This is a genomic window from Neisseria sp. P0001.S005 (assembly GCF_051963715.1).
This window is the reverse complement of sequence record NZ_JBQCTZ010000001.1, coordinates 88,796-115,044: the sequence shown is the minus strand read 5'-3', so window position 1 is coordinate 115,044 and position 26,249 is coordinate 88,796. Positions and strand designations below refer to the sequence as shown.

The window sequence follows — 26,249 nt, the reverse complement described above, 5'->3', positions numbered from 1 at the left end:
TTAAGCCCTTTTCCACTACAATTCACAACATAACAATTAACGGCCGTCCACTCATGAATATACGCACACCCCTAGCCTGCACGCTCCTGCTTTGCGCGTGCAGCGAATCAGTAAAAAACGAATTTAAAGAAGAATTTACCCAAAGTTTTCGCACCGAATTTGTCCGCTCGGCAACCGAAGCCTGTGTAGAAAAAGCTTCCGGGAAAAGCCCGTTTGATTCCGCGACTACTGAAAAAATCTGCCGCTGCATCGGCGAAAAAACAGTCGACCAAATCAATCCTGAAGAAGCGACCTCTCTTTTGAGCGGCAGCGACTCCATGAGCGACGAGCTGAAAAAACGCATCAAAGACACCAGCATCGCCTGCACTAAAGAAGTTTTAGGCATGGCCGACAGCAAAACCAAATGAACACGCCGTTTTCAGACGGCCTGAAATTGAAAAATATTCGATTCAAACTTAGAAAAAGAGTAAAACCATGAATACATTGAACCAATTCTTAGCCCAACACCTGCCCGAACACAAACTGCCACAAGAGCTGGCGAGCGTACTGGAATCCGTAGCCGCCGCCTGTTTGGACATCAACGCCAAAGTCCGCCTCGGCGCGCTTTCCGGTGTTTTGGGCATGGCAGGTACCGGCAACATCCAAGGCGAAGACCAAAAGAAACTTGACGTCATCGCCAACAACATCATGATTGATGTTTTAAAAGCCAATGCCAACATCGCAGGCCTTGCCAGCGAAGAAGAAGATACCTATGTCGCCACACACGAAAATGGCGGCTATTTGGTATTGTTTGATCCGCTGGACGGCTCTTCCAATATCGACGTCAACATCTCCGTCGGCACCATCTTCTCCATCTTGGCGAAACCTGAAGGCAAATTAACTACCGAATCCTTCCTGCAAAAAGGCCGCGACCAAGTGGCTGCAGGTTATGTTTTATACGGTCCGCAAACCCAACTGGTACTGACTGTCGGTCACGGCGTATTCGTCTTCACTCTGGACGATGCCAACCAATTCCTGCTGACCAAAGAAAATCCGCGCGTTCCCGAATCCACTAAAGAATTCGCCATCAATATGTCCAACCAAAGACATTGGTTCGCCCCTGTTCAACAATACATTGACGAATTGCTGGCAGGCGAAACCGGCGTACGCGGCAAAAACTACAATATGCGCTGGGTAGCCAGCATGGTTGCCGAAATCCACCGCATCCTGATGCGCGGCGGCGTATTCATGTATCCGCAAGACAAACGCGACCCATCCAAACCGGGCAAACTGCGCCTGATGTACGAAGCCAACCCGATGAGCCTGCTTATGGAACAAGCCGGCGGCGCATCAAACAACGCCATCGAAGCCATGCTCGACATCCAACCTACCGGCCTGCACCAACGTGTTGCCGTATTCATGGGCAGCCGCGAAGAAGTGGAATACGTTTATAATCTGCATCAAAAATAATCAGATGTATTGATTTCAAACCCAAAAAGGCCGTCTGAAATATGATTTTCAGACGGCCTTTTGTTAAAAAATAAAAGAAACAAAAAATCAAAAGGGCAGATTCAAATCTACCCTTTGCTGTGTTCCATCTAATCTTTATTGGATTACGCCGAACGAGCCAGCTCTTCCGCCGCTTTTTGCACCCTATCCGGTGTCAGCTTGTTCAAACAATCCGTGTGCCCCAACGGACATTCGCGTTTGAAACAAGGCGAGCAATCCAAATTCAAGCTGACGATTTTTGCCTTTTTGCTTAGAGGCGGCGTATGGTCAGGGCTGGATGAGCCGTAAACTGCAACCAATTTCCGATCAAGCGCGGCCGCAAGGTGCATCAGACCACTGTCGTTGCACACGACCGTATCGGCGCAAGACAACAGATCAATCGCCTCCGAAAGATTGGTTTTGCCGCAAAGATTGGTACACAGGCCGTCTGAAAGTCGGTTGATTTCATCTGCAATATCAAAATCTTTTTGCGAACCAAACAGCCAAACCTGCCAACCCTCGGCCAAATATCGGCGGCCAAGTTCGGCAAAATGACGCGCAGGCCAACGCTTGGCCGGGCCATATTCAGCGCCGGGACAAAATGCCAAAATCGGTTTATCCGTCGCCAAACCATGTTTTGCCAAAGCGGCTTGACGGCTTTCGGGATCAATCGTGAAACAGGGATTATCAGAATGCCCGTTGAAATCCGCTTGGGTCGGATGCGCCAGCGCAGTATAGCGGTCAACCATCAGAGGCAATGCGGCCTTATCCAACTTGCGGATATCGTTCAGCAAAAAATAGCGCGACTCGCCGACGTAGCCCGTACGCTGCTTAATACCCGTAGCCAAGGCAATGATGGCGGATTTGAGCGAACCAGGCAAAACAATCACTTGATCATAGCCTTCTTTTCCCAATTCACGCCCGATACGCCAGCGTTTTTTCAATTCCAACGCACCATGTCCAAACGGATTTTCTATTACACGGTTGATTTCAGGCATACGCTCAAATACGGCCATCGACCATTTGGGCGCAAAAGCATCAATGGTGCAGCCGGGATGCAGCTCATGCAAACGGCGATAAAGCGGTTGGGTCATGACACAGTCGCCAATCCAGCTTGGGGTAATAATCAGGATTTTTTTGGACATAATGGAATGTGTTTTTAATTTTGGCTTATTGTAATACGATTTTTAAAAGGCCGTCTGAAACTCGGTTCAATCACCTTGAGCAGAACGTACTATTTGATACATGTCATTTCAGCGCGTGAAGCGTTTGTCTTCCCAATTTATCCGGCAAGTTTTGAAAATACCCAACCTGAAACACCAGACCAAACAGCGGTAAGCAATATTCTCTTCATTTTTAAAACCTTATAAAAACAGAAAGGCCGTCTGAAATATTTTCAGACGACCTTTTTATACTGGTTTAACGATGGTAGTTAGGCGCTTCTTTAGTGATTTGTACGTCGTGAACGTGGGATTCGCTCATACCGGCAGAAGTGATTTCCACAAATTCTGCTTTTTCGTGCATTTCAGCAATATTGGCGCAACCCAAATAACCCATACTGGAGCGCAGACCACCGGTCAGCTGGTGGATGATGTTCACAATCGGACCTTTGTAAGGAACGCGGCCTTCGATGCCTTCAGGAACATATTTGTCTGTGCTGTCGGTTTTGTCTTGGAAGTAGCGGTCGGCAGAACCTTGGCTCATCGCACCCAACGAACCCATGCCGCGGTAAGACTTGTAAGAGCGGCCTTGGTAGAGTTCGATTTCGCCCGGTGCTTCTTCCGTACCGGCAAACATACCGCCGAGCATGACGCTGTATGCACCTGCTGCCAGAGCTTTGGCAATATCGCCGGAGAAGCGGATACCGCCGTCGGCAATCAGGGGAACGCCTGTACCTTTAAGGGCTTCGGAAACATTGTGAATCGCAGTCAGTTGAGGCACACCCACGCCTGCTACGATACGGGTCGTACAAATCGAGCCAGGGCCGATACCGACTTTAACGGCATCCGCACCTGCAGCGACCAAATCCAAGGCGGCTTTGGCAGTCGCGATGTTGCCGCCGATGACTTGGATGTGCGGATAGGTTTCTTTGACCCAGCGCACACGATCGATAACGCCTTGGCTATGGCCGTGGGCAGTATCGACCACAATCACGTCCACACCGGCTTCCACCAATGCTTTGACGCGCTCTTCGGTATCGCCGCCGGTACCTACCGCGGCACCGACGCGCAGGCGGCCTTCGGCATCTTTGTTGGCATTAGGGAATTCGGTTGTTTTCAGAATATCTTTAACTGTAATCAGACCTTTGAGTTCGTCTTGGTCGTTCAATACCAAAACGCGCTCAACTTTGTGCGCATGCATGATTTCGCGGGCTTCATCGATGCTGGTACCTTCAGGAACGGTAACCAAACGGTCGCGAGGGGTCATGATGGCTGAAACCGGCAGATCGACACGGTTTTCAAAACGCAGGTCGCGGTTGGTCACGATACCGACCACTTTGCCGTTTTCAACAACAGGCAGACCGGACATTTTGCGTTTGCGTTGTGCGCGCATTTCTAAAACTTCGCGGATCAATGCGGTCGGCGCAACGGTAACGGGATCTTTTACCACGCCGCTCTCATGGCGCTTCACTTTGGAAACGGCACGCGCTTGCAGCTCCGGCGTCATGTTTTTATGGATAATGCCGATGCCGCCTTCTTGAGCCATAGAAATGGCCAGACGCGCTTCGGTAACGGTATCCATTGCAGCAGAAAGTAGAGGGAGGTTGAGCGTGATATCGCGGGTGAGTTTGGTTTGAAGTTTGACATCTCGAGGCAGCACGTTTGAGTGCGCTGGAACCAACAAAACGTCGTCGAAAGTATAGGCTTTTTCTACAATACGCATGATGCTCGGTCTTTCAGTTTGTGCAAGATGCACGGCATTATATCACACCGGCTTGATGCTAACATTGGCAATACATGTTTTAACGTTATTTTTTTACATCATTTGATCTGAGGTACAAAAATATGCCAACGCATTGCAGTTTCAAGTAAAATAGGTTCGATGAGAACATCATTTACATAAGGGAAACCCATGAAATCTTCCGTACTCAAAACCTGTCTGACAGCAGCCCTTCTCTCTTCCGCCGCCCTGACCGGCGCGGCCGAGGTTTACACTTGGAAAGGCACGTCGGGCAACAGCTATTCCGATACGCCAAACCGTCTGCAACCGAAGCGTTCCGGCGTGGTCAACATCCGCACACACAACGTCAAACCTGCCGTTGCGCCTGCTGTTTCGGCATCTGAACCAGTTGCCGAGCAGCCCAACGAACAGGTTGCGGAACAAAACAAACAAATTGAAGAACGCAATAAAAAAATCGAAGAGCAAAACCGCCAAAACAAGCTGGAAAACTGCAAAATCGCCAAAATCAACCGCCAAGTCGCCGAAAGCGCACGCTTGGCCAATCGCGACAGCCTGATTAAGCAATACCAAAACGACGTCAATAAATACTGCAATTAAGCTCTCGGATAACAATATCAAAAAGGCCGTCTGAAATTTAATTTCAGACGGCCTTTATTTTTTCAGCCTATCAATAATACAGCTGAACCAACAACAAGCCGATGGCTAAGCTGAATGCCATGCTCAACAGGCCTGGAATCATGAAGCTGTGGTTGAAGATAAATTTGCCGATTTTGGTCGAGCCGGTTGTATCGAAGTCAATAGCGGCAATAATCGGGCCGTAGTTTGGTATAAAGAAATAGCCGTTTACCGCAACGAATGTGCCGATAATGATGGGCGCTAGAATCCCCAGTTTGATGGCGATTGGGAAGAGCGTCGCCACTGTCGCGCCTTGGCTGTTGACCAATACCGACAAAATAAACAGGGCAAAGGCAAAGGTCCATGGTGCAGACTCAACCAAATGGCTGACGGTCGATTCCACTTCTGTTAAGTGGCCGTTCATCAAGGTATCGCCCAACCAAGCCACGCCAAACACCGCAATTACGGCACGCATACCGGCATGGAATACCGAACCTCGGGTAATCGCATCGCCATTGGGTTTACACGCCAAAATAATCAGCGCAGAAGCAGACAACATCACGATTTCAATCGTATGCGCCATACCCATAGGCTTGATCGCGCCATCGTGTTCAAAAGCCGGACGCAACTCAGGCAGCGCACCCATCACGACCACCAGCAATGCCGCAGTCAAGAAAATACCGACCGACAATTTGGCTTTCGGCGAAATGACGACATCGGTTTGTTGTTCCTCCACATCGATGTATTCTTTCACATAATTCGGATCTTGTAGCAAAGCCTGATAATGCGGATCGTCTTTCAACTCTTTGCCCAGTTTGTTTACGAACACGCAAGCCAAACCGATACCCAAAATCGTGGACGGAACGGTAACTTTCAACACGTCCGCCATCGTGATGTGCTGCGGCTCAAGCATGGTGACGCAGGCAACAACCGCGGCGGCAATCGGGCTGGCGACAATCGCAAATTGGGAAGCGATAACCGCCATCGTCAGCGGACGGGAAGGACGGATGCCATTGCGACGGCTGACTTCGGCAATCACGGGCAAGACCGAGTAAGCCACATGGCCCGTACCTGCCAAGACGGTAAAGGTGTAAGTTACCGCCGGCGCGATAAAGGTGATGTATTTCGGATTGCGGTGCAACACGCGCGTGGCAATCTTAATCATATAGTCCAAACCGCCGCTGGCCTGCATGGCCGCCGCGGCAGAGACTACCGCCATAATCATCAGCATCACATCAATCGGAGGGCTGGTCGGCTGCAGATGGAAACCAAAAGACAATACGGCCAAGCCGATACCGCCGAGCACGCCCAAACCAATACCGCCAACCTGCGCACCAATCAGGATACACAGCAGCACAATGGCAAACTGGATAAAAAACATAGTTGACATAACAACTCCCAAAATCCGGCCTTGACCGAAATAAAATTACAAACACTCGAATTATAGAGCAAACCCTCTGTCCTAACCATACTTTACCGAACTATACATACTGATTTACATCAAATAAATAATATTCTCATTTACCCGCTAGGTTTTTAAAAATACAAAAAAGGCCGTCTAAAGATTTTCAGACGGCCTTTATGATTTAAAAAGATGATACGGCTATTTTCCAGCTACTTCTTCATCTTTTATAAAATCCGATACGCCATGAACACAGCGGATTTTGCGTTCCGACAACGTTGCCTCCAATAAAGCATCGTTTTGCGGCAAAGAATCGCGTTCTGCCTCATTGTGCCAGAGGTGGTACGCAATACCGGCAAATTTCAGATTATGGCGTTTCATACCGTTATGATAGCAACGGGCGACAAATTCGCTGTCCTCCCTGCCCCAGCCGACAAAGCTATTGTCAAACCCGTTGACGGCAAGCGCATCGCTGCGGAAAAAGCCCATATTGCAAGTTTTGATGCCTTTGTGTTTGCGGTTGCCTTTTCGGCCTGCCAATTTGGCCAAACAACGGCAGCGCAGGGCGGACAGCCGTTTTTCTATTCCCGAGCTGAACATAGACAAGGCAGGCAAATCGCCTTCGTCCAAAATATCCTGCGTTTTATCCTCAGTCAAAATCACGCGGGAACCCTGTATCAGACGGCCTTTTCGGGCAATCTTCAAATGATCGGCAATAAAAGACGGATCCAAGACCATATCGCCGTCAATCAACACAATATAATCGCTTTTCGCCTGCGCCAGCGCACGGTTGCGCGATTCGGCGGCACGAAAGCCTCTATCGGGCTGCCATGAATGCTTAACAGGAATGCTTGTCCTACGGCGGATAAAATCAACCACTTCGGCGGTTTCCTGCCTTGAGCCGTCATCCGCGACAATAATCTCATCCGGCAGGCGGGTTTGCGATAAAGCCGATTTCAACACCAGCTCCAAAGCATCGGGGCGGTTGTAGGTGGTGATGATGAGGGAGACGGTTATCGTGCGGTTGCGCTCGTAGAGTTTGACATATTTGTAATACGAACCTTGCGCATTGGACACTGAAATCGTCAGCCCGTCCGCCCCATAAGCAAAACCGCGTTTGAGCAGATAATTCTTCACAAACGATACGCCGCCATGCAGCAAAGCCTTAAACGGCGAACTGTCTTTCTTAAAGCGGTTTTCTTCCGCATACAGTGAGCTGTACTGCTGCATTTTCTGAATCAGCCCTTCGGCGTTTTCAAAAGAATAATGTTTCAGACGGCCATCAAGTTGTTTAACCTTGGCTTCCTGCGGCAACACCAAAGACTCATGCACCTGACGGTCGGAAAAACGGGTAAATCTGCGATGGTAAAGGCGCGGAATAATATCCGGATACCAGCCGCAGCCTTTAATCAGTCTGCCGTGGTAATGGTTCAAACGGGAAAGCGAAAAGATGTGTTCCTTCTCATTTTCCAAAACGGCCGCACGAATGGATTCGATTAAAGCTTCATCCGCCACTTCATCACTGTCTATGCTGAAAATCCAATCGTTTTGCGCCAGTCTGGCCGCCAGATTTTTCATCGGGCCAAACCCGATAAAGTCATGCTTGTAATAGCTGGCATTCGGAAAGCCCTTGGCAATTTCAAAAGTACGGTCGGTCGAGCCGTTGTCCAACAACAGGACTTCGTCAAAGTCTTTCAGCGCACTCAAAACTTCTGAAAGATAACGTTCTGAATTTTTTACCAACATGGCGGCGGTTGCCGGAATTGTGTGCATCATAAAAAGGCCGTCTGAAAAAGGAAGCTGTATTTTAACCGATATACCGCTACAATATGTCCTCCTTTTTTCAGACGGCCTGACTCATGCAGCTTATTCTTGCCCCCATGCAGGGTAATATAGAATTTTATTAAAGTAATTTAAAAATCAGGTATTTGAATAAACTTTAGAAAAAATGGTGCAAAAAAGGTGCAAATAAAATAAAGATATTTTCAAAACCTCTTGCAATACCGCGTATTGAGAAAAAGGCCGTCTGAAACTTAGACGGCCTTTGTTTTATTTGAGCGTGTCAGATAACGCCTTATGCCGCGCTTTGCAGTCATTGTATAGCCCAATGACTTGCAACGACCACGGCAACACGTCCGCGCCTGTTCCGCCCTCAAGCTTAGGCAGGTTCGGGCATGGTTGCACCAAGTCGGCCGGCGGTTTAATTGCCGTCGGCAATGGCGGCGTTGATGACTGACAGCCCATCAGAATCAAGACAGACATTCCGGTAGGTAGTTTTTTCAATAATTTTAGGTACTTGGACATAGCGCACCCTTTCCTTTTCTTCACGCACGGCTTTGCCGGTCTGATATGCATCGGACAATTCACGGTCTTGCTTCGCCTTTTCAATCGCGGAATCTTTCAGACGGCTTGAAATTTCAGCCGCCATTGATTCACGTCCGCGCTTGTATTGGGCGGCATGGTCGTATCGCCACGCGCCCACAATCAGCACAAAACAAACCGCGATCAGAATCAGCTTCCAATTTTTAAGTAGCAGGCTGTTCATAGGTTTTCAACATCGCTTGGTAGTTTTTAATTTCGCTTTCGGCAAGCTCAAACGCTTTCAGGTCTGCTTCTTCGCTCGCCTGTTTGCGCTTCTCTTCCCATTCGGCGATACGCGCTTTCAGAAACTCGACAGGATTCATCATCACGCCTCGCTTGCACCATGCGCGGCGGTTGCCGTAATAGATGGCAAAACATAACGTTCGGGCGTGGGGCTTGATGGCACCGCCTTGCCATCAACCAATTTAGACGGCCAGTAGTAGCCATCAATGTCTGCGGCGTTAAATGGCACAACAGACACGGTATTGCCTTGGTTGCCACCAAGTCCCAAAATCTGACCTTTTGCATTTTTGCCGACCACAAAGAACACATGGCCACCGCCTTTTCGGGATTTGACCGCAATGCAACCATAAGCAGGTTTTTCCAGCTTCGTTAGCCCAGCACTTGCCCACGCTTTGGCACGGTACCAATCCTTAATGACCGCGCGGCCACTCTTGCCTAAGCAATAACCAACAAACAAGCCACACCACGGCGTTTCATCTTCAAAGTACCAAGACTTTGCCGCGCCGGGAAATGTCACCATATCTTTCAGCCATTGAACGATTGTCGGGTTATGCGCTTTTGTGCCGACAACTTCTTTCAAGCCGATGTGTTTTCTTGCTTCTTTAATCCATTCCAACTCTTGCATTTTTCGTTCTCCAAATAAAAAAGGCCGTCTGAATTTCAGACAGCCTTGTTAGGTTTAAAAATTAAGATGTAGCGATACCATACTCAGTCATCAGCGCAGTAACTTTTTCTGAGACTTTGCTGATATCCCCCTGAACAAACTCGATGCCTGCACCAATAATGACATTACGTCCTAGATTTCCGGCATGATTCATACCGAAACGAATCTTATTGAACGCTTTATCAGCACCTGCTTTGACGGGGATGACCGCAACGTACCACTTGTTGTACGAGTACACCTGAGTAGCGGAAATTGGCTTACCATCGATGGTCGTACCCTCGAATGAGCGCAACTTGAATCCCGCCTCATCGTTTGTACTTACTAAGCCATCATTAATAATACTTCTATCGTTCAGGATGACTGCTGAGAACCCTGAACCCGCGGCGCCGCCCGAAAGCTGCTTGAATGGGAACACAATCGCGGAATCAGACGAACCATCAGAAGTCAGCCCCTCAGACTCAATGAATCGAATACCTTTACCCTCACCGGCAACCAAGGAACGCATGATTTTATGACCACCGTCCTCACCAAACGCACCAGCCCAGTCTAATGGCTCCCCGGCTCTTTCTGCATTATTCAAGGTTTTCAGCTTGGCAATATTATTGCTGCCAACAGCCTCCGCCGCCGTCGCTGCCAATCCATCAAATGTGAACTTGACGGAAGTTGTAGATTTGGCAGCAGGCGGTTGAGTTGCAGGCTGACCATCTCCCTCTGTTTTAGGAGATTCGGCAGGGTTAGCGGGCTTAGTATCTGTCGCCGTACCACTACTTTCGCCCTTACCGACATTCAGCTTGGCAACAGCCGCTGCAACGGCGGCATCAATAAGCGCCTGAACTTCAGTTTTCGTCAGTCTGACATTCGCCACCGCAGTGCCGTTAGCAGTCGTAGTATTACGGAAAACATGGTCAGTAAATGCCCCTGTTCGTTGATCCCATGTTTTATTGTTGTCGTGACAACAATCGGTATGCGTACCCGTTTGATAGAATCCCTGGCTTGCTATACCGCTACGATGAACATAGGCGACATCTGAGACATAAGGCTTCGCGGGAGTATCCCCCTTGGTATAAGGCGTAGTATCCAAACGGTTGTCTCGAACGGTACAACCCGTCAGGTTGCCCGTCAAAAACTGGCGGGCATAGTTACCATCAGGGCTATTTCTGGCAGTATTATTTGTAAAATAGCTGCCATCGATTGTACCGTATCTGTTTTCTGCACCTATCATATAGGCATAGGTCGAATCATTGACGAAACCTTCAAATACCGCACCACTACCGCTTCCAGATGGATCGATGGCCTCTATTCTCAGGCTTTTCTCATCGGAATATTTCGTCCCACTGGCGGTAATACGAATACCCGTAATCACACCATTTGCGACCGTGCAGATTGCCGCCGCGCCGCGCGCTCCTTCGCCGCCGCCTGTAATCACAATCTTGGTATCCGCACTGTATCCGCTGCCGCCATTTTTGATAGAGATATTGCTTAAATAGCGGAGGCCGAACGCCTCACCAAACGGCAGGGCAAAGGTGCAGGAATTATCCGAAATCGTGAATCGGTTGTGACCGAAATTACACGGCACGCCGCGCGGAGCATAAATGCGGTTGTTTTGGACAGTGATATTGGCACGCAACCACCACAAATCATTATCTTTTCTGGCTTTTACCCCTGTCGCACCGTTAATCAGGAAAATACCATTCATGCCGCTGATAAATTCATTGTCTTTAATGACAATATTGGATTCCTGATATTTAAAGCTGCTATTGTCTGCGCGACCGCCCTTAGTGGTGTCTTGCGCAAAGGTTTCCTCGATGACGACACCCGCACCGTAGTAAAGGCACGATCCACTATTGCCGATGATTTGGATATTATTGCCGGTATGGGCGTCAACAACTTTACGCGCTGCGAAACCGAAGTGGTTGTTAATGAAGCGGATACCAATTTGCGGCAGGTATCGGCTCGTCCACAACCAATAGCCCGGGTCAACGGTAACTTGACTGTTGTCGCGGGAATGCTCTACCGAAGCATCCGGATGTCCGACACGACCTTGCAGACAGTTCATACCTTCGACAGTAACACCAACGCCACGAACAACGCCAACACCGCCGATATAGTTGTCAGACATGAAGCCGCCATAAACTTTGCAGTCATAGCAGACCATTTTTTCGCGGATAGCAGTATCAATGTCTCCACCGTCCACATCACGACAATCTCTGGTAGAGTACAGCCCAAACTGCACCGCATTACCCGTCATACCACGAACGTCAAAGTCCCAGATGACCAAGTGGTAAGCATCATAAATCAACCAGCCGTTTGCCGAAGACCCGCGCTGACCGCCGCTCCATTTCCCCCACTTCTCAGACACAGTGCCGTCTTCCTGCGGGAATTCATTTTTTGTACCGTCGGCGTTCCAATAACCACCGACACCCAAATCAACTTTTTTTGACTGTTGACGTTCGTATTCTTTGATTTTTGCCCATGTCAAATCATCAGGTTTTTTAACATCCTGTACTTGAGCAGCATTATTACGGTAACGGGCGAGGTCATGTAAAAGGCGTGTGGTATTGAAACCTAAGTCATACAACCCCTTATCCGCATATCCATAGCCAATATGCGGATTTTCGGGCGTCCATCCATCAATCGGCGCAAACAACCCCTGACGACCACCGACATAGCCTTTTTCCATCCAACGGCGGGTACGGATAACACCGCCATGCATAATAACGTTACCTTCGCCGCCGTCCATCTCGAACACGTTGACGCCAAAGGATTCGGCAATAAACATGACGCCACGGAAGTCGAAGTAACAATTAGACTTATTGCGGATATAGATACACGGCTGCGCGCCGTCAATAGTCAGAGTCATACCTCCGACCGTGACTTTTCGACCGTCTGCACCAAAAACGTCAGGCTTATAACCCACGTTTTTATCGACGCTAAAAACCGACCCCTGACGAGCGGTAATATATGACCCATTGGGGATACGGTCGATGTATTCGGTAACGGCGCGGCTGATTACAGCAGCTTCGGCAGGAGTCTGTTTATTGGTTTTGAAGAAGCCAGACAAGACTTTTTCGCGCAATTCTTCAGTCAGCGCGTCTTCGAGGTAGTACACGCCGCGCTCGACCGCCAGCTTCATACCTGTTTCGTGCTTGGCTTGCAAAGCCGCCAATTTGGCAGCAGTCTCAACTTCGGATAGCGCGCTGTTTACGGCAGTGGTGATTTTGGCGGGAGCGGCCATTTCTTTCGCTTCTGCCGCCGTATCCTTCGCCGCCTTCGTACCCTTAGCAATCGCCGATAACGCCTTTTCCAAATTATTCAATTCTTTAGCCATTTGTTTCACCTAAATCTTTCAAAATATCCGCCAACGCATCGTTGCTAACCCCACTATTGTCTGTTGCCGGTTGTGTTGGGGCAGGAGTGGGCGTTACCGCCGCACCGTTACCCGTGCCAGCCTGATTGCCGCCTTGGTTTGCCAAGCCAAGACGTATCAGTTCGGCAGATACCGTTGCCGATACGATTCTTTTGACTTCTTCGTCCGAAACACCGACCGACAACATGTCCAAAAACTGCTCGTAGGTCATCCCTTCCGGAAGAGTGCCGTTTTTCAAACCCTCTTCGTAGATACTTTGGCGACCTTCAATCACGATGGGCAGGTTTTGCACCACCGCACCAACGACCGTACCGCCCGTCTGTTTAATCGTCATATCAAACCCCTAAATCAGCCGCCAGTTTCAGACGACCTTCAAAAATCACTTTCACCACGCCGCGAACGCTGACCTTGACCTCATAATCGGCAACAGACCATTGCAGCGGCTTGGTATCAGACGGCTTCAAATTCACAGACAACCCATCATCCGTGACCGCCAAATCAAACCGCATCGGCAATCCATAAATCGGTCGGATATTCAAAACCGCCGACTCAATAACGGAAAGCTTTAAAAGCTTGCCCGACGCATCCACAGGGCGAAATAAAAGCGGCTCCGAAGTGCCGCGTTTTAGCTCGAAATCAACCTTGGTAATACTCATGGGAACACCTAAAAAAAGCCGTCTGATTTTCAGACGGCGTTTTGTTTACTATGCCAAAATTTCCACTTCCGGCTTCGCCAAGTGCGTTGCCCGAAATACAAGCAAATGCCGATATCCAAGAATTGCTTGCCCATCGTCGGCGACATCCCGACCGAACATGCCTTGTAAAACGTCCAAATAGACCCGCCCAAAATAAACAAAAAAGCCCAGCCTTCAAAATCCCAAACGCTGCGCTTTCGCTCGTTTAATCGGCAAATCATCATATACGCGGCCAAGGCCGCAGGGACAACTGACAAAACCAACATCATTTCTTCTTCCTCCGCGTCAAACGGACGCTCAAAATCCAATCGACAATCTCGTCGGCGTGCTTCTCAAATGACGGCCACAACACCCGCATCACCTTCAAAACCAACTGCCAGCACAAACCGACCACGACCGGCGCGGCGACATGCGCCAATGGCGTTTTTTGTTCCGCCACTGCCGGCATTTCCGCCGCTGCCGTACCAAGCACGATATGCGTCAACACAGGCGCGAGCGCACCGCCCAACAAGCCGCCGATAACGGTATAGGATACCGCCATCCATCGGCTTTGAGGCGCACTGACCATCGTTACCGCCGCCGAAGCCATCGCCCCAAGGACGACAGCGTCAATCGGCATACCCAAAAAATGACCTGCCGCGACCGTACCCCCTAAAGTGTACATAGCGACAGGCGTGACCAAGGGTTCGGACATTTCCCCACTCCCGTTATTTACTTTCAATAAGCTCTGCCCCTGCATAAGGGCTGTTTGCATTTTCCGCCGATGCGACAGACGTCAGCGCCCAGTCAATAAAATCAACCCCGCGCGGCGGTGCGCCGCTCAACGTCAACTGCAACGAACTGACTGCACGTTTACCTTGCTCGAAACAAGCTTTGTCATACCAACTTCCGATTGTAACGGAATAAATTTTGTAGGCGTAATCTAAAGACATAGACGTCACTGTATGAAATTCAACCGGCACTCCGGTTTGTTCGTCTGCCATGCTCTTTAGAATTCCAACCAACTGTTTTTCAGCCATAGGGATCTCCTAAAAAAATACCGCCTAAACCATTTAGACGGCAATACATTAAAAATTAGGCGACTGGCACATCACCCAATTCTCAGGTGCAGGTTCGCGGCTCATATCTCCATGATTGGCTGCCTGAGGAATTAAAATTTCTAACGAATGATCAGAATGTCGGTATCCGCAACCACCCCAAAAAACAGCCTCACCATATCGACTGGTATTGTAGTTCAGCAGATTTCCCAACTGATTCATCAATGCAAAAGCGCTTTGGAACTCATTTTCCTGTCGCTGCGCCCATTCATTTCCCATTTGCTCATACCATGCGCCCGCCGCATTACTTCTTGCCAAAGATTCAGTTTGCAACTCTTTGGCCAGAGCATCTTCAGCCTTCTGAACATGCTCCTGATAATACTGAGTCTCAGAAACAGGATTTGCTTTACTATAAAAAACAACATCACCTGCACGGACGACCTTTGAAATTTCGAGCATCTTATTATATTGCCGATAAGAAACCGCCAAATTTTCCGACATCCGCGCATTAAATGCCGACAACAGTCCGACATTAAAAGACTGCCATCGAGTCAACCCAAACCTTGGATCACCATCCCAAGCATCCTTTAAATAGTCAGAATATTTGTAATTCAAAATCGGCTGATACCGAGGGATATTATCCAAATTCCAACGAAACACCTCATCAGGAGTAGGCGACGGTGTGCGGATTCCATGAGCCTGCCAAAGGCTATGAACACCCGCGCTCATACCTGGTTTAATTTTCTGACCAAGCAAAGCGTCCACAGACTCAAAGCCCATTATTCCAACAGGCTGACAGACACGGTTGAACAAATAACCACCAGTAACAACATATTTGTATCCGCCCCCGGACTCGATCTTCTGAATTGCACTCATTGCGGGATTCACATTCCCTAACAACTTTAAAGGCTTCATACTGCTGTTGTACTGCTCATACTTCAACTCGGCGTCATGAGTGCCCTCCAAATAAGCCGTCAACTTTTGGCGCAAAGACACATCCTCGCCGCTTGTCAGTGTGCCAATCATATTAAACACACTATCGCGCGGCTCATTTTTATTGATGTGCGAAGTAAAAAACCATCTTGCCCGCTCAATCTGACCCGTTATCAAATCAGATGGGCGGGCAGGCAGTCCAAAAGCCTCTGCCGTTGCCGCCGAATCCCCCTTCGCCATCACATAATTGAGCAAAGGCGGCGAAGGGTTATACATATCAAGGCCAAACTCATCATATTGCATCACTGTCGAGCAACGGCACAAATACTGGTATGGCAAGCCGGCTGTTTCATAAAAAAATATCTCCAATTCCGTGCCGCCAGTCATCTCAACCATCAAATATCCGGCACCCAGCGAAACATTGCTATATCCGCTATGCTCATGGACGACAGTTGCCTTACTGCGAAAAGACATGGTAACCGGCATCCCAGAAACAGCATTCTGCCGCAACTTGGATTCTCTCAACACAAAATTTCGCTTTTCATCATCAGATAACTGACCCTGAATATGCTTTCTCAACAATGCCGCATTTTGAATATCCCCGCCGGACTTCAAAGCATGGCACATCAATTCCGCCATCTCCCATTTTTCAGCATCATACCCACTGCCCCATCCGTGGATAACTGACGGGATAATACCTTTCGCATTACGCAATAAACCAACACCGCCATACAACGGCAATAAAAAGCGAATGCCCTGATTGAGCGAGTTATAAAACCCCGACGACAAAATCGCGCCAGTAGGACGGTCAAACCGAATCGGCTCAATTGCGCCCAAATGCGCTGCAAACGGCAAATTTTTACTACCGTCCCCAATGGTCAATTCTCGACCATCTTCGGCAACAACCCTAAGCAAAGACGGATGGACACCCTGATTAAATGGGTAACGCAATTTCAGACGACCTATATATCTCGGTACAAACACACCGTAATTACATAAATCAACCCCGCTGTCGTTATAAATCGACAGCCCCCAGTCATCAGTTGAAATAGCCATAAAGCAAATTCCGTCCAGCAAACGCACCGCCGCCAAAATACATATCAGGCCAGTTGCGAGAGTGATAAAAATTATGCGCCCAGCAAAGCATCCCGTTTTTGATATAAACAGGCGACAAATGCTCGACATCCGCAGGACCGTTTGAATGCGACTGAGGCATTAAAAAGATACCTTTAAAAAAATGGCGGCGAGGGAAAAGCATATCGATAGGAACCATCCCCGTCTCAGCATTGCCAAGATACAGGATACCTTCCACAACCAAAGACGATTCCAAATTCAAATCAATCTGATTACCCTCGCTATCGAAGCAAAATAACCCATAGTCAGTCATAAACTACCTTAATCCGGGTCGATACCCTAAAAGAATACGCAACCCGCCCGTACTGTCTCGCGCGACAAACCCATGTTGATTCATGATGACGCTACCGCCGCCCGCAGAGACGGAAGACTGAAATCCGCCGTCAGGATTGACGGCAAAAGTCCCCATCCGCAGCGTACCGGCAATAATAGTCGGAGATTGAATCGTCTGACTTGCCGCAATATGCCGCCCATGAATCGTACCGTCTGCAATCAAATCGCCGTTCAAACCAAGCGTAGAGCGTCCGTTTTTTACCTCAACAACCATTGCAGGCACAATCTGATTACTGTTTGGATCGACAAACATAACCTTATCGGCCATCATCATGATATGACCTTCGGCGGTCTTGCTGTCCGCACCTACCGCAATACCGGAAATCGCCCGCCGACCATTGCCGAATGCTTGAGTCTGTAACGAATACAGGCTCTTCATATTGCCTTCCAAGTCACTGACGACCTTTTTAACCTCGGTAACGACTGCCGTATCAAGTTGCAGCGTTTTGACTTCTTGCTTGACCTGTTCGGAAATTGCCCGACGGTCTGCCTCGCCCAAACCTTTCGGCTGATTGACCAAAGCAAACAAATCACGCGACAGCTCGTCTTGAGTGATGCGACCACGCATCTGCGCCAAAATCGGAGCAGGGTCAGGGTCAGAACGACCCGACACAGCGGCGGAAAACTCCCCCGTATTACCGGCATTATCGACAATACGCACCCAAAAATAAAAAGCGTCTGTTACCGAAACACCTGCAAGCGTGTAGGTCGTTTGCGGATACGCAACCGTCGCCAATTTTGTTGCGGCTTCAAAATTATTTTCCCGCGCATACCAAATTTCAGACGACACATTTTTCATGACCGTATCGGGCAGATACCAGTCGAGCTGTACCGCGTTCATCTTAGCCGTTGCCCGAACGCCGCTTACCGTGTAATCAACACTCCAGCCTTTCTCAATCGGCTCAGACAACACCCCGCGCGCATTCCGCCCGCGGATTTCAGCCCGATATTGACCGTTTGGCAAGTTTTCAAGCGAAATTTCAGCCGTCTGAGCATCAGGAATATGCCGATACAGCTTATTATTGCGATAAATCTTAATATCATAAGATAAAACACCGCCGTCAGCAGTTAAGTTATCCCACGAAATTAACAACTTATCTCCGTCCGACTTCACATCAGGCAAAGACAGTTTCGGCACAGCTCCGTGAAGCGTCGTAACATCTGCATCAAACCGCGCGCGGTTATCCACAGCCTTGTATTTTTTCGGGTCGTGCAAAATGCCCGAAACCTCGAAAGTGCCGTCATCGGCATTTTCTTTTGTCCCGATAACCCGATACAGGCGCGGTTTGACGCGCCCCATCAATATCCAAGTACCGCCCGCCTCAACATCGACAGCCTCGGCAAGCTCCAAGCGGTTTTTCTCAGGCTGCGCCATCACTTTCAGCGACTTGATACCCGCCGCCGTCTCGACAGACAACTGCTTACCGACCGCATCATCGACATCACGGTCAAGCGTGACAGACAGCCCCGAAACAGCGACCAAACGGCCCGATACTTCCGCGCCCGCATAATCATTGTCCATAATTTGTACAACGTCATACGGCAAATGGCGCAAGCCCTCACGTCCGACGGTAAACTTGATTGCCGACTGTTGCCGCAATTCCGTTTCCAACATCCACGCGCCGTATCGCGCCGCCTGACCGCGCGAATCGCAGCCAAACGCCGTAATTTGCTTGATGTTCAAGCCGTAGCGTTTGATTGCCTGTTGGTCCTCGACGTATTCCGTTTTCGTGCGGTATCCGTCGTATTTGTCCACATACTGCACGATGACCGCCGTCGTAACAGACTTGTACGGAACGCCCGAATACGCAAACAGCCCGTCTTTGACATTGCTGTTGTTATACATGGCAACCGGATCAGAATCAGCGTCCATCACCAAAGAAAAACGGCTGCCATCCCAAACAGGCAGTCCGCGGAACACGCTCGCCAAATCCAGCAGGAACTCGCCCGCTTGACGGCGATTGGTAATGTAGGCATTACAAACAAAACGCGGCTCCTTGCCGCCGAAGCCGTCATCGACCAACTCATCGCAATATTTCCCGACTTGGTATAGCGTCCATTTATCAATATCAGCAGATTTGAGACGGCGCGCCAAAGTCGAGTAGCGCGGCTGCGTCAACACATCATAAAAAACCCAAGCCGGATTGTTCGTCCAAGCCTTTTTAAACGAGCCGTCCCAAACCGTCCCCGAATACGTCCGTTTATCAGGGTCATAGTTAGACGGCACATTAACCAACATCCCGTCAATCAGATAATTTCGGCGCGGATTGTTGCTGCCGAACTGATCCGAATCCATCGCCAACGCCGCCAAAGCCGTATGCGGATAGCTCAATTTCGCATCGATAATCTCGACATAGCTGGCGAAATACGTTTTATTGACGACCTTGTCCGTCGTACTGTCGGGAGTAGGGCGCGAAACGCGAATATTGAACGGTGCAGACGGCAAATTTTCAAACAACACATCCTGATAATATATGCCGCTTGATTTTTCAGCAAATTCAACCGTCTTAGACGCATGAACACCCTTATTGTCAATAACTTCAACAACCATAGCCGTTTGCGCCGGATTCGTATCGCCGTTGTCCTCGACGCGGTAATTTCGCTCGACGCCGACCGTTACCCGCAGGCGGCTGACCAACTCATCAGACACCGCCCGCACCACCTGCGCGCGGTTTTTGACCTCGACCGACACAGGCACGGCACGCTCCGAAGCATCAAAGCCCGGAATATACGTTTGGTCGGGCGTACCGCGCTGAAAGAAGCCAACCACGCCCTTAAAATTAAAAGACCCGTCAGGATTCTGCACGGGCGTATCATCAAAATAGACAGACTTCCACGGCTTATCGTTGCCATTGGCGAAACCTCTGATTTCGCCCTCACAAATCGCATCGATAATCCGTAAAGACTGCGCCGAATTCAACGTATTCGGAGCTTCATACGGCGTAGATGCGCCGCCACCTGATTTACCGCCCATTCCAAAATCCTCAATCTACCGTATAAACCGCCTCGTAATTCATCGCGCGGACGGAGTCGTTTTCAAAATCCGTATTGTATTTCTGACCGTTCGGCGCAGTTGCCGCAATGCCAGTAACAAAAGTTTTCTTCATGCCCAACGTCAAATCCACCGCCATCGGGTCGGAATTGCCATTAGGATTTTTGATTTTCGCCGCATCAAAAACCATACGGACGACGCTGTTGCCGTTTGCCGCCGTACTGTTGCCCTCAATCCGTCGAGATTCGATACCCTGCGACACCACGCGGCTGCCACAATAAATACGGCCATAGGCAAGTGGCATCGACTGCCCTTGAGCCGCCGTATTGCTCAGATTCGAGAACGAGCTGTTCCGGCTGCTTTCAACGCCTTTTCCCTGTTCAAATTTCGGCGGCTTAGTCAGCATTTGAGCCACGCCGCCAGCAACCATACCGACACCCGCCACAACAAGACTCGCACCGCCCGACCAACTCGTCAGCGCACCGACAACAATCAGCGCCGCGCCTAAAACCGTCTGAATGATTCCGCCGTTTTTGCCCGCGCCTTGAACGCGCGGCACAATATGCAGAACACCTTCGGCAGGCTGACCGAATCCGCTTTTCAATTCGCCCTCAGACCAATCGCGCCGACCGAAACGCACCTGATAAAACCCCTGCCGCAGCTTTTGCCGCAACGCTGGAATCTGCACCGTCAGCGCGTGAACCGCCTCAGCAGGGCTGGCAACCTGCAAATCAAAACGGCGGCCGCATTCGCGCAAACCGCCGTACAAACACACTGTAATCATAAATCCACCGAATGCAGCAAATCATTTTCAACCGCCTGCAACATTTCAGGCTCAAACTCAGGAAGCCGCCAAACGCTATCAATACGCTCAGACCACCACTGATTGAACGGCTCGCGCCGGCTCAACTGGTTATAAGCATGATGCAGGATTTGCCCATCGCCCAAATACAAAGCCGCGTGGTTCGCATGACCGCCATAACTGGTCAAAATCACATCCCCGCCGCGAAGGCCGTCTGAAACACGGACAAACCCGACACGCTCGAAATGTTTGCGCAAATACTCATGCTCAGCATCATCATCAATATCGCCGCGCTTATGGTCGGGAAACTCCACGCCCATCAACATAAACGCATCACGAATCAATGCCCCACAATCAGCCTTGCCGTACTCAAACACACGACCGCGCAAATGCGGGCAACAGCGGAACTGCTTCAGACGGCCTCCGACCGCCAAAATCCACGGCAACCCCGTCTGAATCTGCATCTGACGGTCAGCACCCGATAAAAACGGCTCGCCGTTTGGATGGGAGTGGACAATGCCAATGATTTCGCCGTATTTTGACGCAGTCTCCAAACCATCAGGCTGAATAACAAATGTTTCATAAGGATTGTCAGCAACATTCCGAATCGCGAAAAACCAATTTCCGTTATAAGACGTGTCCGCAATAACCCCACACATTTCCATTGGATAATCAGAAGCAGCCTGTCCCAAAATCAAATTCTGAACCTTTTCAGAAAGCTCAATCATGACATCACCTTATCCGCACTCGGAAACCCGCCGAACGGCAACACCGCCGTCGCGCCGAACCGCGCCCGACAGCCCATCAACGTCCCGCTGCAAGCATCCTTTTTAATATCATCCGTCGGCATATCCAAACGGTCGGCAACCGCACGACCCGCATAACCGCAGCCCTCGCCGCGATACTGCCAAATACAGGTATTCGCCATCATAATCCGCGACGGAATGACCGAGCCGTCCGATTCAGACGGCGCAGCAAGTTCAAAGACCGCCCATTCCGCCGTCAGGCTCGTCATCTGCTCAATGACGTACTTCCCGATAATTTCCTGATTCGGGTCGGCGGTCGGATTACCGTCTTTAAAGTTTGCCGCGTCCAAAAACTTCGCATACGTCAGACGGCGGACGACATCCACTCCGACCAATTGGTTATACTGGTCAGCCGCGCCGGTCACAAACCCGAGCAGGTTTGAAACCGTCAACGTCGGACGGTTGCCAGCACCCTGCGAAGTCATCTCAAACCCCTCAGCCGAAATAGGACAAGGCGTATATTCCTGCCCCTTCCAAACGACCGCCTGGTTCAATTCGTTAAACTGATTGCAGAAACGGAAAACTTCCCCACCCAAAGCGCGAAAATCAACTTCCCACATCTCAACCAACGCATCCTGTTGCGTAGCCGACAACGCCTTGAGCATCGTTCCAGACATCGCCTTCATTCGCGCATTCATGCCATCACCTCCTCAAATTCCGTCGAAAGCTCATACACCTTGCCGCCCTTCGGCGTTTCCGTGTACTCGACAACCTTGACCAACAAACGCTCACGACCCGGCGGAGTCCAGAAAAACGGCTCCACACCGCCGCACGAATCAAAAAAGCCCTTGATTTCCTCAATCAAAGGCTTCATACCCACAATACGGATTTGCCAAGTCTGCATTTTCGGCTTCAGCGTCAATTTCTGACGTTGCTCATACCCATTGCCGAACTTGACCGTTCGAACATTAAACGAGTGTTTCGCCGTACTTTCCGACGTAACCTGCCATTTAAAAACCTTAGCCATAAAACCTCTTAGACCGAATCAACGGCTGCCGTGATAACGACCGCCGACCCGAACCACATTATTGACAAACCAATTTTCAATCATCGCAGGCAGAGCCGCACCCAATTGCTTCGCCATCTCAACATCACCGTCAACCGACGAATCAGACGACCCGTCACGGTTAATCGTAATGTTTACCGTCATGCCGCCCGTTCCGCCGCCCAAAGCAGCGACCTGCGGCGCAACGCCGACCACCCCGCCCGAAGCGTAGCGGTTTTTATTGATGGCCTCCAGCAAAGCACGATGACGGCGCGTGGACGCCGCATTGATGACAAACTCGCCATTAGACAACATAGCAGGGATACTGTCGCTCGTCGCCGTACCCGCGCCCCACACCGCACCGCCGTTGGAGAATTGCTGCACAAAGCCGCCGTCTTTGAATCCGCCGCCGCCCCAAGCACTCATCGCCGCCTTCATTGCGTTAAACAACGCCATCTTAATCAGCATCTTAGACAAATCTTGCAGAATAGAAACAGCCAAACTGCGAAAATCAGCCTTGCCGGTTGCCACGAAATCAGCCAACGCATCGGACATCTTACCGAGCGACCCCGACACGACATCCGCCATACCCTCACGCATCGACTGGAAGGAATCAGCATAATTCCTCATGCCGTCTGAAATACCGGCCAGCCAATCGTTACCGAAAGCCTCTTTGGTTTCCTTCGCCAAGCGTAATTGCTCTTGCAGACGGCCATCGTTGTCAAGCTTCGCAGTCTGCAAGCTCTTAATGACATCAGCACTAGCACCCGAAGCACTAGCCTCAGCAATCAGCTTGTCGTACTTCCGCGCAGCAGTCAGTCGCTCGACTTCCTCGCGCGTTTTGCCAAGCAACGACAACTCAAACAACTGATCGTCAAAATCACGTTGCCCTGCCGCCTCAAGCTCACGCAGCGCATCCGCGTATTTCTTCGCCTCTTTCGTCAAATCTGCCTGATTGTCGGCTTTAACCGCCAAATCCATAGCCGCCTGACGCTCCGATGCCGACCATTTTTCAAAGGTCGGGTCAGACAGCAACCGAAGCTGCTCCGCATAAATCTTATTGACATTGGCGGCAGACAAAGAAAGCTCCGCGTTTACCGCAAGCTGCCGTTTGTTGAAATCCTGCTGCCACTTTTGGTAATCGGTAAGCTCAGGCTTACTTTTAGAAGCGGAAGGGCGGTAAAACTCACGACGTGGATCATCAACAATTTCGCCACGCCCGCCGTTCAACCAGTTTTGCCGCGCCAACACCTCCGGCGCATACTTCCTGCCAATAGGGCCGATACGCCCCTTATTTACATTACCTTCGCCGCTATGATAAGCAGTCAACGCTTTGACAATATTGTTGTCATACCGTTTCAGCAAATCGCGTAAATAGCGAGCCGCACCGTCGGCAGAAGAAGCAACACTTCGAACGTCAACGCCGTACTGCTTCGCCGTTGCAGGCATAAACTGCATCGTACCGCGCGCACCAACCGGCGAAATTGCATTCACATTACCGCGCGACTCCTGCATAGACAAAGCAGCCAGCAGGTTCTTAGGCAAACCGTAGCGTTTTTCAAGTCCTGCATAATCATATTTCGCCGCCTGCTCCAAAACAGCACGGTTTACGGTATATTTTTCCTTGTTTTGCTTGGCTTCTCGCTGAGACCGCTTCGCAGCGCGCGCCGCCTCAGCCGCCAATTCCTCTTTGTGCTGCTGACGCAACCGGGCAAGCACCTTTTCCGCATCGGCAATCTGTTGATTACTGCCATGCTTTTTAAGTGCATTAAGCTTTTCCTGCCATTGCCGCTCTTCGCGCGCAAATTTTTCAGCCTTGCTCTGAGTCTGCTCCTTCAGACGGTCGAAATCAGCGACATATCTGACCGAATCAGCCTGCTCTTTTCGGATAGCCGCTGCCTGCTTCTGCGCCTCATCACGCATCTTGATTTGCTTTTCCAACAAATCAATTTCGCGCTTCGCCGCGTCAATCTGCGGCTGCGTGTATGGATTCTCAGGAATTTGTTGCAAAAACAGCCGTTTTTCAGCCAACCGGCTCTCAAGCGTAGCTTCTCGCCCGATGGACTTCATGTCCTCCCAAGCTTCCGACGCCGCCTTCTTAACCGCATTCCAGCCGCGCTCAATCGCGCCTAGATTTTCCAGTACGCGCTCAGTCATCTGCTGAGATTCGTCCGCGAACTTGCCTTGTACCAAAGCCACAGCTTCCTGCTGTCTGCCCTGTTCAATCAAAGCACGCGCCTGCTCATAGACATCCGCATTCAGCGTCTGATAAACGCGCGAAAACTTGACGACCGCCTTCAACGGGTCGTCCGCGATTTCCTCATAGACGCGCGCCAAATCCTCCACGCTCTTGCCCGTCGCCTTAGACTGCAAGACCACAGATTCCGCAAACCGACCATAGTTTTCAGCCGCGACCGAGCCGCTCTCAACAAAAGCCAATATCGCCGAGCGCGCCTCAGACCATCCGCCCGTCGCATTGCCGACCGAATCGGCAATCGACATCAACTTACCCGATGCCGCGCCCGCGCTACCGCCGGCAAAGATGACCGCAGCAGAAAAACGCTTAGATTCCTCCGCCCCGTCGTAATACGCCTTACCGACAGCCCCTAATCCGGCAACCAAGCCACCAAGAGCCACCGTTGCAGGATTGATACTCGCCGCCAATCCCTTGAACATATTGCCGAAGCCGCCGAACGAATCACGAAGCTGACCGCCCTGTTGCAGCGCAATCAAAAACGGATTCTGCCCGCCGGCCAACTGCGTAAAAATATCCGTAAACTGCGCCGGAACCATCCGCATCGCATTGTTGTACTGCCCTACGGAAATATTATTCAGCTTCAGTTGACTCTCTTGCCGCTTCAAAGCCTGCGTAATCTCGCTGATTTTTGCAACATCCGCACCACGTTGACGCGCCAGCAACTCATAATAAGCCGCCGTACCGCGCCCGCCAGACTCACGAACAGCAATTTCACGCTGTACCGCATTAATAATGGACTGAGTAGCACGCTCCTGCTTCTTCGCCAGCCGTTCCGCTTCCTTCGCAGCCTTATCATAGCCCGCCGCCGTCGCCGCCGCGCCAGCCGCCGATTGCTGACCCGCGTCCTTCGCCGCCTTGCCGATACTGCGAAGCGCAACGCCCGCCTTTTTCGCGCCGGATTCGATATCGCTGACATCTAAACCGGCCTTAATCGTATTCTTAGCCATCTTTCTTCTCGCCCATTATCGACAACGCCTCACGCTCCATCACGCGCACAAACTCAAACAACTTCTTCCGCCGCCGCTTCTTAATCCCCATCAAATCCATAGCCGCGGCGACCGCCTTATAATCCAGCGCATACGCCCCCGCCATACTGACGCGCCACTGACCGCAGACCGACGAAAACAACTGCACAGCCTCCCAATTGTTCGGCCACACCTCCACCTCATCCGCCGTCACATCATCCGCATCAAAGCCGAAGAATCCCAACGACGAGACCGTCTTCTCGTCGTCAGAAAACATCGCGCGGACGGCG

At 50.4% G+C, this 26,249-nt stretch carries 25 protein-coding genes; 3 read left to right on the top strand and 22 right to left on the bottom strand.

Annotation, left to right across the window (positions count from 1 at the left end; translation table 11 throughout):
* The first annotated feature begins 53 nt into the window (after positions 1–53).
* Positions 54–407: a hypothetical protein gene (locus ACTHSP_RS00670; protein ID WP_049329677.1), complete on the top strand. Its 354-nt coding sequence runs from the start codon at positions 54–56 to the stop codon at positions 405–407.
* Positions 408–474: 67 nt separating this feature from the next.
* Entirely contained in the window at positions 475–1,449 is a 975-nt protein-coding gene (locus ACTHSP_RS00665) for a class 1 fructose-bisphosphatase (RefSeq protein WP_049329678.1), read from the top strand.
* Between the two features lie 143 nt (positions 1,450–1,592).
* Here the strand turns inward: ACTHSP_RS00665 and waaF are convergent, their stop codons facing one another.
* Both waaF and guaB read right to left on the bottom strand, forming a co-directional pair.
* Entirely contained in the window at positions 1,593–2,612 is a 1,020-nt protein-coding gene (waaF, locus tag ACTHSP_RS00660) for a lipopolysaccharide heptosyltransferase II (RefSeq protein WP_049329679.1), read from the bottom strand.
* Between the two features lie 274 nt (positions 2,613–2,886).
* The gene (guaB, locus tag ACTHSP_RS00655) at positions 2,887–4,350 is read right to left on the bottom strand and encodes an IMP dehydrogenase (protein WP_003678893.1); all 1,464 of its coding nucleotides are present in this window, start codon (positions 4,348–4,350) and stop codon (positions 2,887–2,889) included.
* A 189-nt stretch (positions 4,351–4,539) separates the two neighbouring features.
* On the opposite strand from guaB, the gene ACTHSP_RS00650 reads away from it, so the two are divergent.
* Entirely contained in the window at positions 4,540–4,965 is a 426-nt protein-coding gene (locus ACTHSP_RS00650; RefSeq protein WP_049329680.1) for a DUF4124 domain-containing protein, read from the top strand.
* 70 nt (positions 4,966–5,035) lie between these two features.
* Here the strand turns inward: ACTHSP_RS00650 and ACTHSP_RS00645 are convergent, their stop codons facing one another.
* From ACTHSP_RS00645 to ACTHSP_RS00550, 20 genes are all read right to left on the bottom strand, one after another.
* Positions 5,036–6,364, bottom strand: coding sequence for an anaerobic C4-dicarboxylate transporter family protein (locus tag ACTHSP_RS00645; RefSeq protein ID WP_440345452.1), 1,329 nt, complete (start codon positions 6,362–6,364; stop codon positions 5,036–5,038).
* A 222-nt stretch (positions 6,365–6,586) separates the two neighbouring features.
* Entirely contained in the window at positions 6,587–8,161 is a 1,575-nt protein-coding gene (locus tag ACTHSP_RS00640; RefSeq protein WP_049329682.1) for a glycosyltransferase family 2 protein, read from the bottom strand.
* 273 nt (positions 8,162–8,434) lie between these two features.
* Positions 8,435–8,629, bottom strand: a complete 195-nt coding sequence (gene lysC, locus ACTHSP_RS00635) for an Rz1-like lysis system protein LysC (protein ID WP_440345451.1) — start codon at positions 8,627–8,629, stop codon at positions 8,435–8,437.
* Positions 8,586–8,930 carry a hypothetical protein gene (locus tag ACTHSP_RS00630; RefSeq protein ID WP_440345444.1) on the bottom strand — a complete coding sequence of 115 codons (345 nt, stop codon included), beginning with the start codon at positions 8,928–8,930 and terminating at the stop codon, positions 8,586–8,588. The genes lysC and ACTHSP_RS00630 overlap by 44 nt, the downstream gene beginning before the upstream one ends.
* Positions 8,911–9,072 carry a hypothetical protein gene (locus ACTHSP_RS00625; RefSeq protein WP_440345443.1) on the bottom strand — a complete coding sequence of 54 codons (162 nt, stop codon included), beginning with the start codon at positions 9,070–9,072 and terminating at the stop codon, positions 8,911–8,913. The genes ACTHSP_RS00630 and ACTHSP_RS00625 overlap by 20 nt, the downstream gene beginning before the upstream one ends.
* A complete protein-coding gene (locus ACTHSP_RS00620) occupies positions 9,072–9,614 on the bottom strand; it encodes an NlpC/P60 family protein (protein WP_440345442.1) in 543 nt (180 codons plus the stop codon). Before ACTHSP_RS00620 ends, ACTHSP_RS00625 begins: the two co-directional genes overlap by 1 nt.
* 61 nt (positions 9,615–9,675) lie before the next feature.
* A complete protein-coding gene (locus ACTHSP_RS00615; protein ID WP_440345441.1) occupies positions 9,676–12,990 on the bottom strand; it encodes a hypothetical protein in 3,315 nt (1,104 codons plus the stop codon).
* Entirely contained in the window at positions 12,974–13,354 is a 381-nt protein-coding gene (locus tag ACTHSP_RS00610; RefSeq protein WP_440345440.1) for a hypothetical protein, read from the bottom strand. Before ACTHSP_RS00610 ends, ACTHSP_RS00615 begins: the two co-directional genes overlap by 17 nt.
* A 1-nt stretch (position 13,355) precedes the next feature.
* Positions 13,356–13,676 carry a hypothetical protein gene (locus tag ACTHSP_RS00605; protein ID WP_440345439.1) on the bottom strand — a complete coding sequence of 107 codons (321 nt, stop codon included), beginning with the start codon at positions 13,674–13,676 and terminating at the stop codon, positions 13,356–13,358.
* 304 nt (positions 13,677–13,980) lie between these two features.
* Positions 13,981–14,409 carry a hypothetical protein gene (locus tag ACTHSP_RS00600; protein WP_440345438.1) on the bottom strand — a complete coding sequence of 143 codons (429 nt, stop codon included), beginning with the start codon at positions 14,407–14,409 and terminating at the stop codon, positions 13,981–13,983.
* Positions 14,410–14,422: 13 nt separating this feature from the next.
* Positions 14,423–14,734, bottom strand: a complete 312-nt coding sequence (locus ACTHSP_RS00595) for a hypothetical protein (protein ID WP_440345437.1) — start codon at positions 14,732–14,734, stop codon at positions 14,423–14,425.
* 48 nt (positions 14,735–14,782) lie between these two features.
* The gene (locus ACTHSP_RS00590; RefSeq protein WP_440345436.1) at positions 14,783–16,741 is read right to left on the bottom strand and encodes a hypothetical protein; all 1,959 of its coding nucleotides are present in this window, start codon (positions 16,739–16,741) and stop codon (positions 14,783–14,785) included.
* The gene (locus ACTHSP_RS00585) at positions 16,725–17,072 is read right to left on the bottom strand and encodes a hypothetical protein (protein ID WP_440345435.1); all 348 of its coding nucleotides are present in this window, start codon (positions 17,070–17,072) and stop codon (positions 16,725–16,727) included. Before ACTHSP_RS00585 ends, ACTHSP_RS00590 begins: the two co-directional genes overlap by 17 nt.
* Before the next feature lie 3 nt (positions 17,073–17,075).
* A complete protein-coding gene (locus tag ACTHSP_RS00580) occupies positions 17,076–20,126 on the bottom strand; it encodes a host specificity protein J (RefSeq protein WP_440345434.1) in 3,051 nt (1,016 codons plus the stop codon).
* Between the two features lie 10 nt (positions 20,127–20,136).
* Positions 20,137–20,928, bottom strand: coding sequence for a tail assembly protein (locus tag ACTHSP_RS00575; protein WP_440345433.1), 792 nt, complete (start codon positions 20,926–20,928; stop codon positions 20,137–20,139).
* Positions 20,925–21,674, bottom strand: coding sequence for a C40 family peptidase (locus ACTHSP_RS00570; protein WP_440345432.1), 750 nt, complete (start codon positions 21,672–21,674; stop codon positions 20,925–20,927). The genes ACTHSP_RS00575 and ACTHSP_RS00570 overlap by 4 nt, the downstream gene beginning before the upstream one ends.
* Complete coding sequence (locus ACTHSP_RS00565; protein WP_440345431.1) at positions 21,671–22,390, bottom strand: phage minor tail protein L; 720 nt, start codon at positions 22,388–22,390, stop codon at positions 21,671–21,673. The genes ACTHSP_RS00570 and ACTHSP_RS00565 overlap by 4 nt, the downstream gene beginning before the upstream one ends.
* Positions 22,387–22,719, bottom strand: a complete 333-nt coding sequence (locus tag ACTHSP_RS00560; RefSeq protein WP_440345430.1) for a phage tail protein — start codon at positions 22,717–22,719, stop codon at positions 22,387–22,389. The genes ACTHSP_RS00565 and ACTHSP_RS00560 overlap by 4 nt, the downstream gene beginning before the upstream one ends.
* A gap of 18 nt (positions 22,720–22,737) precedes the next feature.
* Positions 22,738–25,941 carry a phage tail length tape measure family protein gene (locus ACTHSP_RS00555; RefSeq protein ID WP_440345429.1) on the bottom strand — a complete coding sequence of 1,068 codons (3,204 nt, stop codon included), beginning with the start codon at positions 25,939–25,941 and terminating at the stop codon, positions 22,738–22,740.
* Positions 25,934–26,236, bottom strand: coding sequence for a DUF1799 domain-containing protein (locus tag ACTHSP_RS00550; RefSeq protein WP_231992126.1), 303 nt, complete (start codon positions 26,234–26,236; stop codon positions 25,934–25,936). Before ACTHSP_RS00550 ends, ACTHSP_RS00555 begins: the two co-directional genes overlap by 8 nt.
* Positions 26,237–26,249 lie beyond the last annotated feature (13 nt).